This window comes from Phyllobacterium sp. RCAM01083, from assembly GCF_055685835.1.
The window spans coordinates 1,950,751-1,962,255 of sequence record NZ_JBVFZN010000005.1; the positions used below are offsets into that span (position 1 = coordinate 1,950,751).

Annotated in this window: 9 protein-coding genes and 1 tRNA gene; 3 read left to right on the plus strand and 7 right to left on the minus strand. The window is 60.3% G+C overall.

The features are described from left to right. Window positions 1-8: 8 nt before the first annotated feature. From ACZ25R_RS16395 to ACZ25R_RS16405, 3 genes are all read right to left on the minus strand, one after another. Window positions 9-986 (minus strand): ABC transporter permease, encoded by a 978-nt coding sequence (locus ACZ25R_RS16395; RefSeq protein ID WP_472461584.1) that lies wholly within the window; start codon window positions 984-986, stop codon window positions 9-11. Then, window positions 983-2,482 carry a sugar ABC transporter ATP-binding protein gene (locus ACZ25R_RS16400; RefSeq protein ID WP_223611482.1) on the minus strand — a complete coding sequence of 500 codons (1,500 nt, stop codon included), beginning with the start codon at window positions 2,480-2,482 and terminating at the stop codon, window positions 983-985. The genes ACZ25R_RS16395 and ACZ25R_RS16400 overlap by 4 nt, the downstream gene beginning before the upstream one ends. A 181-nt stretch (window positions 2,483-2,663) precedes the next feature. Further along, window positions 2,664-3,707 carry an autoinducer 2 ABC transporter substrate-binding protein gene (locus ACZ25R_RS16405; protein WP_223611483.1) on the minus strand — a complete coding sequence of 348 codons (1,044 nt, stop codon included), beginning with the start codon at window positions 3,705-3,707 and terminating at the stop codon, window positions 2,664-2,666. Window positions 3,708-4,135: 428 nt separating this feature from the next. On the opposite strand from ACZ25R_RS16405, the gene ACZ25R_RS16410 reads away from it, so the two are divergent. Then, the gene (locus tag ACZ25R_RS16410; protein WP_472461585.1) at window positions 4,136-5,104 is read left to right on the plus strand and encodes an NAD-dependent epimerase/dehydratase family protein; all 969 of its coding nucleotides are present in this window, start codon (window positions 4,136-4,138) and stop codon (window positions 5,102-5,104) included. Window positions 5,105-5,150: 46 nt separating this feature from the next. On the opposite strand, the gene ACZ25R_RS16415 is transcribed toward ACZ25R_RS16410, so the two are convergent. Beyond that, window positions 5,151-5,225: transfer RNA gene (locus ACZ25R_RS16415), tRNA-Gln, on the minus strand. Window positions 5,226-5,667: 442 nt separating this feature from the next. Between ACZ25R_RS16415 and ACZ25R_RS16420 the strand changes: the two genes are divergently transcribed. After that, complete coding sequence (locus ACZ25R_RS16420) at window positions 5,668-6,669, plus strand: MraY family glycosyltransferase (protein ID WP_472461586.1); 1,002 nt, start codon at window positions 5,668-5,670, stop codon at window positions 6,667-6,669. On the opposite strand, the gene ACZ25R_RS16425 is transcribed toward ACZ25R_RS16420, so the two are convergent. Both ACZ25R_RS16425 and ACZ25R_RS16430 read right to left on the minus strand, forming a co-directional pair. Beyond that, the gene (locus ACZ25R_RS16425; protein WP_472461587.1) at window positions 6,670-7,593 is read right to left on the minus strand and encodes a glycosyltransferase; all 924 of its coding nucleotides are present in this window, start codon (window positions 7,591-7,593) and stop codon (window positions 6,670-6,672) included. Window positions 7,594-7,679: 86 nt separating this feature from the next. Beyond that, window positions 7,680-9,548 carry a polysaccharide biosynthesis protein gene (locus ACZ25R_RS16430; protein WP_464662967.1) on the minus strand — a complete coding sequence of 623 codons (1,869 nt, stop codon included), beginning with the start codon at window positions 9,546-9,548 and terminating at the stop codon, window positions 7,680-7,682. A gap of 253 nt (window positions 9,549-9,801) precedes the next feature. Here ACZ25R_RS16430 and ACZ25R_RS16435 point away from each other — a divergent pair, with 253 nt between their 5' ends. Further along, window positions 9,802-10,977: a DUF2793 domain-containing protein gene (locus ACZ25R_RS16435; protein WP_472461588.1), complete on the plus strand. Its 1,176-nt coding sequence runs from the start codon at window positions 9,802-9,804 to the stop codon at window positions 10,975-10,977. A gap of 163 nt (window positions 10,978-11,140) precedes the next feature. On the opposite strand, the gene uraH is transcribed toward ACZ25R_RS16435, so the two are convergent. Further along, on the minus strand, window positions 11,141-11,497 hold the full coding sequence (uraH, locus tag ACZ25R_RS16440) for a hydroxyisourate hydrolase (protein ID WP_472461589.1): 357 nt from the start codon (window positions 11,495-11,497) through the stop codon (window positions 11,141-11,143). Window positions 11,498-11,505 lie beyond the last annotated feature (8 nt).

Here is an 11,505-nt window from a genome sequence, read left to right on the forward strand (position 1 = left end):
CTCTGCTCTCACACCAGTTTCTTGCGGTCGCGCCAGGCGGTCAGCGCTGTCGCAACGATAATGATCAGGCCGACGACGACACGCTGCCACGTGGTGTCGACCTTCATGATGATCAGGCTGTTCTTGACCATGACAAGCATGAACACCCCGAGCAGCGTGCCCATAACGCTGCCGCGTCCGCCGAAGATCGAGGCGCCGCCAAGCACGACGGCGGCGATGACGTCGAGTTCGAGCCCGGCAAAATCACGCGGATTGGCGAGCCAGATCATCGAGCCGTGCAGGAGACCGGCAAAACCGGCCAGCGCCCCGGCAAAGCAATAGACGAAGAACAGCGTGCGGCGGGTGTTGAAGCCGACGCGGCTCGCCGCTTCCGGTGCGCCGCCCAGCGCAAAGATGCTGCGCCCCGCCATGGTGTAGCGCAGGAAAAGGTGGGTGACGAGGGCAAGGCCGAGATAGATCAGGATCATCGCCGTCAGGCCGAAATTGGTGCCGGTGGCCGAGGTCAGGCTGATCAGATCGGTCTTGGCGAACGCGATCAGCTGCTGGGGCATTTTGTCGATGTTGATGACGCTGGTGCCGACAAGGCCAAGCAGCAATCCGCGCACCACACTGCCGGTGCCCAGCGTGACGATCAGCGGGATCATCCGGAACGTGTGGATGAAAAACGCATTGAACGCGCCGAGAAACAGGCCGATCAGCGTCGCCGCGACGAAGGGCAGAAACACGCCCTCATAGCCCATATAGATCATCAGCTTGATGGTCAGATACATGGCCGCGGCGGCAAAGGCCGTGAACGACACGTCGATGCCGCCCGAGATCATCACCACGAGCACGCCGAGCGCCATGATGCCGATGATGACGTTGCTGCGCAGAAGCCCGAACAGGTTGTCCAGCGACCAGAAGGCCGGGTTGATCAGTCCAATGATGATCATGGCGGCAAAGAGGATGCACGCGATGATGAATTCCGATCGGCGAAACAGAGTCATTTCAAGGCCTTCAGGCGGTCGTTTAGAGTGTCTTCATCCAAAGCATCAGGTCCGACTTCATCGACGAAACGGCCGCGGTGCATGATGATGACGCGGTTGCAGTTCTGCACAAGCTCGGGCACATCGTCGGATATCATCAAAACGGCAAGGCCATCCTGGGTGGCGAGATCGCGGATCTTGCGATGAATCTGCGCCTTGGAACCGACATCGACGCCGACGGTCGGGCCGTTGAGGATGAGCACCCGCGCCCCGGTCAACAGCCAGCGCGCCAGAACCACGCGCTGCTGGTTGCCGCCGGAGAGATGGTTGACGGGCGTATAGGGTCCGGGCGCGGCAATCTGCATGGCACCGAACATGGCGGTGGTGGCCTTCGCCGTCTTCTTGCGGTCGATGAACAGGCCCCGGACAAAATTGTCGAGCGATGTCGCCAGCATGTTGCGCTCGATCGACTGGGTCAGGAACAGGCCTTCCGTCAGCCGGTCTTCCGGCACATAGGCCAGGCCGCTGGCAATGGCCTCCTGCACGGTCTTCGGATGCACGCTGGTGCCGTCGATCTTGACGGTTCCGGTAAACTTGGGATGCATGCCGAACAGCGCCAGGGCCAGTTCGGTGCGGCCGGAGCCGATGAGGCCGGACAGGCCGACAATCTCGCCCGCATGCAATGTCAGGTTGATGTCATCGAGGCTGCCGGCAATGCTGAGGTTGCGCACGTCGAGACGCGGCAGCGTATCGCCCTTTGTCGGCTGCCAGCGATAGACCTGATCGGTCAGGTCATGACCGGTCATGGCGCGGGTGATCGCAGGCTCATCGAAATCGCTGATCGGGCCTTCGGCGGCCTTCTTGCCGTTGCGCAGGACCGTCAGCCGTTCGCTGATCTCCAGCATTTCGCGCATCTTGTGACTGACGAACAGCACGGCGATACCCTGCGCCTGGATATCGCGCACAATGCGGAACAGCGCGTCGACCTCGTGCCGGGTCAGCGCCGTCGTCGGCTCATCCATGATGATCAGGCGCGCATCGGCCATGACCGCACGGGCGATCGCCACGATCTGCTTGCCGGATGTCGGCAGCGTCTCAACATCGGCGTCGAGGTCCATCGTCACACCGAGCCGGGCGAGCGCCTTTTCGGCGAGTTCACGCACACGGCGCCAGTTGACGGTGCGCTTGCCTTCGAGAAGCAGCGTGTTCAGCGCCAGATTTTCTGCGACGGTCAGATTTCCGAACAGGGAAAAATCCTGATAGATGACCTGAATGCCATGCTGCACCGACTGGGCAGGCGTCATGCCGGAGACCGGCTTGCCATCGATCAGGATTTCACCATCGGTCGGCTGGTAAACACCGGCCATGATCTTGATGATCGTCGATTTGCCGGAACCGTTCTCTCCGGCGAGACAGTGGATTTCACCCGGCTTGATCGAGAGCGAGACAGCATCCAGCGCCACAAGGCCACCAAAGCGCTTGCCGATATTTTTCAGTTCCAGAAGGTGTTCGCTCATGTGTTTCCTTTTACCCCCCTCTGGGCTGCCGCCCATCTCCCCCACAAGGGGGGAGATCAGCCTTCACTACTGTATCGATCATTTCTGAAATGTTGCAAAGTAAGTGAGAGAGTTGATGGCAATGTGATCTCCCCCCTTGTGGGGGAGATGTCCGGCAGGACAGAGGGGGGTGATTGTTCCCTTAGAAGTTGTAATCGCCCATATTGGCCGAGGTTACGCCAACCCAGCCTGCACCATAGAGCAGGTTTGGCTTGGATGCATCGGGAACGAGCAGGCTGTTGTAGCCGGGCAGGCCCAGATCAAGACCGGCCTTGATCTCGCCGTTCTTCTTTTCCAGCGCCATGACGGCCAGTTCGTTCATGGCGTAACCGGCAACGGCCGGATCCCAGAACTGGATGTACTGGATGTCGCCATTCTTGAGGTATTGGCCCGCAACGGAAACCAGACCCGTACCGGCAAAGAAGACCTTGCCCTTCAGACCGCCTTCGGCGATCAGGCGGCCAGCGCCGGCGGAGGTCGGCATGGGCGCACCCAGGATGCCCTTGACATCCGGATAGGTGGTCATGGCTTCCTTCAGCTTGGTGTAATCCTGGTTGGCATCGTCATAGGTTTCCAGACGCTCCGTTGCCAGGGACATGTCAGGGAAATTCTTCTTCTGGTATTCGATGGCACCATCGATCCAGTCCATCTGCGACTTCGAGGTCAGGCTGCCGACGGTGGCGAGATACTTGCCCTTGCCGCCCATATCCTTGGCCAGAACTTCCATCAGCTTCGCGCCGTAGGCCTTGTTGTCGAAGGCTTCGAGCTCATAATCGACATTGACGATGTTGGAGGCTTCGTGCGCGATGACGACGATGCCGCGATCGCGCGCCTTTTTCAGAACCGGCTCGACCGCTTCCACCGAGAACGGCACGATGCAGATGGCATCGACGCCCTGGGCGATCAGATTTTCAACGATCTGCACCTGCGCGGCGGCATCGGCCTGGCTTGGGCCGACCATCCATGCGTCTGCGCCGGTTTCCGCCTTGAACTGTGCAACGCCGGTGCGCATGCGATCGAACCAGGCGATGCCGTCGACCTTGACGACCGTGGCAATCGAATAGGTCTTGCCGCTGGCGGAGGTGACGTATTCCTTCTTCACCTTGGATGTATCGACAGCGCTGTCGGCCATGGCCGGTGCGGCCAGTGCCGCAACGATGGCGAGTGATGCGAGCAGTTTCTTCACAGGTTTATCCTCCCTTGGTTTTGCCTTGTATTTTCCCGGCTGTGCGCGAAGCGCCCACCCTGAAATCCTTCTCATGTCGCGGAAAATGCCTTGGCCTGACGATGCACATCAAAACCGGTCCGCCCTCGATGGGTGCCGCGGTACGATGCCAAAAACTGTCAGATCAATTTGCGCCCGAGATTCTCCCAAACCGGCGCAAATGTGCCTCTCCCTGCGATTCATGCCTTCATGAAACGTTTCATTTAACATTTCGGATCATGCGGGACTTGTCAATACGACTCGGCCGAGATTGAACAAATGTTTATCGGGATATTGAATTGTCACGAATTTTTGGCGCGGCCGCAGCAGGAAATCCGCTTTCCCGGCGATGAATATGGATTGGCGCATTGATTGGCGGCGACACCTCTTGATATGAGTGAGGTTCAGGAATGGGGTTTCACACAATGGTCAAGGGCAAGGTCCTCGTCACGGGCGCTTCCGGCTTCATCGGACAGGAGCTTGTGCCGCACCTCATGGCCGCCGGTTATCAGGTGACCGGCGCTTCGCGCTCATCGGCGAGCCCGGCGACCCTCCCGATTGAAACGATTCCTCTGCCCTCACCCGCCGCCCCGGACGACGATTTCGCGCGGCTGCTCGCCGGGTTTGATCATGTGGTGCATCTGGCCGCCATCGCTCACACGCGGCTGCCGGAGGCGGCACAGCTCTACCACGATGTGAACTGTGTCCTCGCCGCCAAACTCGCCAGGGCTGCGGATCAGGCGATCATCGGCAAGCTGGTGTTCCTTTCGTCGATACGGGCGCAATCGGGGGCCACGCAGGAGGGTCTGGTCACCGAGCTGTCGCCGCCCCGGCCAAGCGATGATTACGGCCGGACAAAACTTGCCGCCGAGGCGGAAATCGCCGCGGCGATGCCAAGGCGCAACTTTACCATCCTGCGTCCCGTCCTTGTCTACGGGCCCGGCGTCAAAGGCAACATGGCGGCCCTGATCAGGCTCGCGGCCCGCAAGATACCCCTGCCGCTGCAATCACTGACGGGACAACGCTCGGTGCTTGACCGCTCGGCGCTGTGCCGCGCCATCCTGCACAGCCTGTGCAGCACGAACACGGACGGGGGCATCTATATCGTCGCGGACAAGAGGCCCATGACAGCGGCGGCAATCGTCAGGGCGATCCGGCATGGCCTGGGCCGGGATGCCGGACTGGTCAGCATTCCCGCCGGACTGCTGCATCTCGCCGCCGCCGTGACCGGCCAGCAGCAGCGCTGGCAGACACTCAACGGCAATCTCGTGGCAAGCGCCGCCCTGCTGGAATCAACCGGCTGGGAACCGACTATTGATTCCGGGTTGCGGATCGCGCAGTCAGTTTTGCCCGCGAGCCGTGCAGCCGCACGCGATTGATTACGGTTATATGAATATATTCAATGGCTTGGATATTGCTGTGACATGGCTGGGGCGCCTGGATTCGAACCAGGGAATGGCGGTACCAAAAACCGCTGCCTTACCACTTGGCTACGCCCCAAAATGCCGATGCGGGTGCATTGCACCGCAGGACAGCGCGGCCTTATAACCTCTGGTTCCAGCTTGCGCAACGTGAATGATTGCCCAGTTTGTCGCTCTTTCACAATTGTTTCGGCATTATTTTCATGACAAGGGTGTGAACAATTCGCCAAGCTCTAGGGGCAGGACTCATTAATATGATCGAAATGGCGCCTGAAACGGCAAGAAGATGCGAGGAGAGATGCGAAGGGCGGGGTCTTCCCCCCGGCCGAGCAGTTCGACACGGCAGCTTGCAGCCGTTTCGGCGTCCGCAGGATATGGTCCATTTGCCCGGCTCCATCGTCGCAAAGACTCGACAATGAACCACATTGCCTTCGTCTTTGCTCCTTGTAACCAAACAAATGGCCTCATACCATTTCGACCAGATTAATGGGTCCTGACCCTAGATTAAGGGTGCCGCTGCCTTGTCGCCGATCCTCACCATCTTTGTCCTTGCCGCCATTGCCAGCGCCGTGCTTCTTGCCGTTCTCATCCGGTTGCTGCCCCGTCATTTCCTGGCCGCCGGAATCAATGAACGCTCCAACCACACCCAGCCTGCACGCCAGCTTGGCGGCCTTGCCATCGTGCCGGTGGTCGTGGCGCTCCTCTGGCTGTTCGGCGCGCGGATGGGTCTCGACCAGCGCTTTCTCGTCACCGCGTCCATCGGTGCGCTGATCCTCTGGATCACCGGGATGCTCGACGACCGGCATCACCTGCCGGAAAGCATCCGGATCATCGCGCAGCTGATCGCCGCCTGCCTTTGCGTTTACGGCCTCGGGCCGGATTTTCGCCTGCTGCCGGATTTTTTCCCGGTCCTGCTTGAGCGGGGCCTGCTTGTTCTGGCGCTGGTCTATTTCATCAACCTGACCAATTTCATGGATGGCCTCGACCTGATGGTCGTGTCCGGCATGGGCATTCCGCTTGCCTTTCTCGCGGGCTTCGCGGCCTTTGGCCTGGCGGGCGTGGCCAGCGGCAGCATCGCAGCGGCCATAGCCGGGGGGCTCTGCGGCTTTGCCCTGTTCAATCGCCCCAAGGCCACGGTTTTTCTCGGCGATTCCGGCAGCCTGCCGCTGGGGCTGCTGTGCGGCCTCGCTTTTTTCATGGTTGCCCGCGATATGCGCATTGCCACCGGACTGATCCTGCCGCTGTTTTTCATTGCCGATGCGACGACGACGCTGATCAAGCGCCTGCTCGAGGGCGACAATATTTTCGCCGCCCATTCCAAACATGCCTATCAGGTTGCCAAACGCGCGGGATGGAGCGTGTGGCAGGTGGTGCTGACCGTGGCTGCACTGAATGTCATTCTGGGCATCTGCGCATTTGCCGCGAGTTCCACCAGCATTCCGGTCCGCCTCACCGGTATTGTGGTGGCGGTTGTATGCGTTTCCGCCGTGCTGCTGCGCTTCCGCCGACGGATAGCGGCCTGATCAGAGCCTGCGGAAGATGGCGGCGAGATAAAGCCCGACCTGGCCCGGGAGGGTCTGCCGGTAAACACCAGACTGGCGCAGGGCGAGAATGCGCCGGATGACGTTGTCCGATCGCACCTTCCAGTAGAGATCGCAGGTCGCCTGCGCTTCGGCGGTCAGCAGATCGCGGTTGCGCACCAGCCCCTGAATGTTGAGATCGGCCCGATCGGCAAACCGGACGGCGAAGCGGGCGCGCAAGGCAGCCAGTTGCCCCTGCCAGCCCTCGCCACGGCTCGGCTGGCGGTGCCGCACCAGCGGCTGCGGGTCAAAATGCACCACGCCACCGGCGCCGGAGACAATCAGATACAACCACCAGTCATGGCTGGAAAATTGCGTCGTCCGGCACGACGCCGTGAGCAGATCATGCGCCTTGCGGTTGAAAAGCATCGTGCTGCCCGCGGCGATGTTCTGGACCAGCGCATTGCGGAATTCCGCCGGGCGCGCATAAAGCGGCGACGAACCGACGATGGCGCCATTTTCGGCAATGGTAAGCGTCCGCGAACAGAAGAGGGATGGCACGGCAAAGGCATTGTGCTCGATCCAGCGGATGGAGGCGGCAAGCTTTTCCGGCTCCCAGATATCGTCCTGATCGGCAAAGGCATAATATTCCGCCTGGATGGCCGGATTGGTGATCAGTGACCGGAAGTTTTCGCTTCGCCCTTCACCGGCGCCGTGCAGCAGGGTCACCCGGCCCTTGGTCCAGCGCCGTGCCCATTGCTGCAGGATCGCCCGGCTGCCATCCGCCGATCCATCGTCCGACACCCACAGATCGATATCGGGATAGGTTTGCGCGGCGATGGAGGCCAGTTGCGCGTCGAGACATGCGGCACCATTGAAGGTTTCCAGGAGGACGGCAACCGTTCCTGATGATGGAGCCCTTTTCAACAACCGCTATCCCGCTCTGTGTCTGTTTCGGTGAAACCAGTGCAGCCGTTTCTGCACGGGAATCTCGCCAAGATTGAGGTCCCGTGTTAACTGAGAGCCTTCTCGAAAAGCAGGGCCCGCACGGCGTCCGGGTTTTGTTGTGCGATCAGCCCGCGCAGTTCTTCGACCGCTGCAGGCAGATGGTCGACCGGCGCCACCCGCCGTCTGGCGCGCAGAATCTTGGAATGGCTCGTCGCCGAAACACCCGTCGGATCGTAGAAGAGTTCCTCATGCAGCTTTTCGCCGTCGCGGATACCGATCGTGACGACCTCGATGTCGCCATGGGGGTTTTTGCCGTCCTTCACCGACAGCCCCGCCAGGAGGATCATATTTTCGGCGAGATCACGGATACGCACGGCGTCGCCCATTTCCAGAAGCAGGATGTCGCCGCCCTCCGACAATGCGCCGGCCTGAATGATCAGTTCCGCCGCCTCGCGGACGGACATGAAATAGCGGGTCATCTCGTCATGGGTCACCGTCAGCGGACCGCCATGGGCGATCTGCTCGCGGAACAGCGGAACGACGGAACCGCTGGAACCAATGACATTGCCGAAGCGGACGCAGGTGAAGATCTGGCCGGTGCCGTGCGTCTTCGCCACGTCGCCATGGTAGCGCACGATCAGCTCGGCCCAACGCTTGGTTGCACCCATGACATTGGATGGACGCACTGCCTTATCAGACGAGATGAGGACGAAATTGCGGACACCCGCCTCGCGGGCCACGGCCGCCAGAACATCGGTGCCGATGACATTGTTGCGGGCGCCTTCGACGACGTTTTCCTCGACCAGCGGCACATGCTTGTAGGCGGCGCAATGGTAGACGTTCTCCACCTTGTGCTGATCGAGCACCACCTTGAGCAGCGGGCCATCGCTGATCGAGCCAAGGACAGGCACCAGAACGCAATCGCTGATACCGGCGAGTTCGCGGTGAAGCTGATAGATGCTGTGCTCGTTCACATCGAACAGCACGAGTTTGGCCGGGGCCAGCTTGACGATCGTCCGGCAGAGTTCCGAACCGATGGATCCGCCGGCACCGGTCACCAGGATGACGCGGTTTTCCACCGTCTTGTCGAGAAGGTCAGGGTGGGCCGGCACCGGCGAGCGCCCCAGGAGATCGTCGATATCGATATCGCGCAGATGGCTGACGATGTATTTTCCGGCCGTCAGGTCGGAAATCGCCGGCAGAATGCGCACCTTGACATTGAGCGACTTGAGCTTGCCCATCAGCAAACGGCGCTGATTGCCGCTGAGCGACGAGGTGGTCACGATCATTTCGTTGATGCCGAAACTGTCGATGAGATCTTCGATCTGCGCGGTCGGGTAGACGCGGATGCCGAGGATGTCCATGCCGTGCAGCGTGGCATCGTCATCGATGAAACCGGCGACGAAAACCTCGTTCTGGCTGCGCAACGCATTGGCCAACTGCCGTCCCGCATCGCCGGCGCCGAATATCAGGCACTGCCGGGCCAGGAGTTTTTCGCGAATCGGGCTCCACAGCAGCCATTTGGCGGCAAAACGGCTGCCGCAGATCAGGACAACGGCGAGGACCCAATACAAAAAGGGGACGGCGCGCGGCACGCCTTCGGCACCGGTCATCTGGGTCAGAAACGCGACAACCACCCAGATGATCACCGAAAAGGTCACCGCCTGCATCATGGTCCAGATGGCTTTATCCGGCAGATAGCGAATAACCGCCCGGTAAAGGCCAAACCGGATAAACACCGGCGATGCGATCAGGGGGGCAGCGATCATCAGCATCGCCTGCTCGGTATTGGGCATAAACAGGGTGTTGAACCGCAGCACGTAGCTGAACCAGGCCGCAAATGTCAGCACCACCATGTCAAAGCTGACAAGGAGCACCTGCTTGTAACGACGCGGCATCATGGCGATGCGTTGCCGAAAATTTTCCAATTTCATTGATCCTCGGTGCTTACGGAATGCCTGGGTGACATGAGAAACTGCAATTTTCCTTAAAGTCCAATTTGAGGCATTTGTGAGATGGAGATGCTCATCCCTGGATTCCCCAATAGTTTCAAGACCAGTAACATAGGGTTACATAAATGCAATCATCGTCTGGCGGTCAATCGGCGGTTGTCCTTTCAGCCACTTTATCCAACACAGACTGGCTGCGTTTATCCTTGGCTTTTTTCCAACGATGGAACAACGCCCCATGGACCAGACACCGAACCTTCAGCTCCCCTACATCGCACCGTCGCAAGCCCAGAAGCATGTCACCCATAATGAGGCCATCCGGGCGCTGGATGCCCTCGTGCAGCTTTGCGTGGTCAGCAGAACACTCAAGGAGCCGCCGGCCGAGCCGCGGGAAGGCAACCGCTATTGTATCGCATCCGGCGCGTCCGGTGCGTGGGGCGGCAAGGACGGGCACGTCGCGGCGTGGCAGGATGGCGCGTGGGCATTCTTCCAGCCGCGGGACGGATGGCGCGCATGGATCGTTGCCGAGAACTGCCTTACAATTTTCAATCAGGGACAGTGGACCGATTTCCGTCCGGCAACAAATCCCGTCGACCGCGTCGGCATCCAAACGCAGGCGGATGACACGAACCGCCTGAGCGTGAAGAGCCCCGCCTCGCTGTTCGATCATGCAGGCAGCGGGCATCAGCTGAAAATCAACAAGGCAGGCGACCAGCAGCTCGCATCCATTCTTTTTCAGTCGGCCTATCAGGGCCGCGTCGAGATCGGCACGATCTGGAACCGGGATTTTTCCATCAAGGCCAGCATCGACGGCAAGGACTGGCGGGATATCCTGCTTGCCGACAGCAGAACCGGGGCAGTGCAGTTTCCCGGTGGCATCGTCCAACCGAGGACGGGCAAGAAACTGTCCGGGCTGATTTTTCTGCCCGATGGCGGCGGTACCGCCGTTCTCGAACCCGCCGCCGGCAGCGCTGTCTGTGCGTCCGTCTCCGCCGACCTGTTGTCGCTGAAAGGCAAGGCGGCGGCGGGCATCTTTGCAACGGGCATGCGCGGCGTCGCCATGGTCCGCATCTGGAACACCAGCAAATCGCCGGCCCAGTCCGCCTGGGCGAAATGGGATACCGCTGCCGATCAGCTGCAGGTCAGTGATCCCGCCCATATCCGGCAATGGGCCGCGGGCGATGCGATCCAGACGGCCGATCAGGCCAATCAGACCATCGCTCTCGATATCTCGCCGCTCATGCAAAAGCAGCTCGGCGGGGCCTTCCCGCAGGACGGGGTATTGCTGGGCAACGGGGCGGGCGGGGATGTGACAATCCCATGCCCCATCGCTTCACCGGTATCATCCGGCAATCTGCTCATCTTCAAAGCGGACGAGCGCAGGCGATTCAATGTGATCGGGATTTTCGGATGAGCGGCACTGGTTTTTATCGTGCGTGGTTCGACAAGCTCACCATGAGGGAGGTGGTTTGGTGCAAGGTTAATCACAGACGTTGCCGAACTTAGCTCTCTGCAGCCCGCTCCATCCCTCATGGTGAGCTTGTCGAACCACGCACCACTGCACTGCAAAACTTTCCTCAGCTGCCGCGATAGGTTGAGTAGGACCATGGCGTCACCAAGAGCGGCACGTGGTAATTCGCCTCCACATCCGCGATGGCAAAACGGATGGGCACCACGTCGAGAAAGGCGGGTTCCGCCAAAGCAGCGCCCTTTGCCCGAAAATATGCCTCGACAAAAAAACTGAGCTCGTAGCGCCCGGCCGCCATTTCGCCGGGCGACAACAGCAGCGCGTCGGTACGGCCATCGGCATTGGTGACCGTCGTTTTGAGCAGATGCCTGATCTCATCCGCATCGATCCGATGCAGTTTCAGCGTCATGCCTGCGGCGGGACACCCGGCCGCCGTATCCAGCACATGTGTGGACAGTTTTCCCATGGATGACC

What these genes read in the sequence shown, in the direction of transcription:
- ACZ25R_RS16395 (WP_472461584.1), bottom strand. Translation starts at nt 986, where the DNA reads ATGACTCTGTTTCGCCGATCGGAATTCATCATCGCGTGCATCCTCTTT.
- ACZ25R_RS16400 (WP_223611482.1), bottom strand. Translation starts at nt 2,482, where the DNA reads ATGAGCGAACACCTTCTGGAACTGAAAAATATCGGCAAGCGCTTTGGT.
- ACZ25R_RS16435 (WP_472461588.1), top strand. Translation starts at nt 9,802, where the DNA reads ATGGACCAGACACCGAACCTTCAGCTCCCCTACATCGCACCGTCGCAA.
- ACZ25R_RS16430 (WP_464662967.1), bottom strand. Translation starts at nt 9,548, where the DNA reads ATGAAATTGGAAAATTTTCGGCAACGCATCGCCATGATGCCGCGTCGT.
- ACZ25R_RS16410 (WP_472461585.1), top strand. Translation starts at nt 4,136, where the DNA reads ATGGGGTTTCACACAATGGTCAAGGGCAAGGTCCTCGTCACGGGCGCT.
- uraH (WP_472461589.1), bottom strand. Translation starts at nt 11,497, where the DNA reads ATGGGAAAACTGTCCACACATGTGCTGGATACGGCGGCCGGGTGTCCC.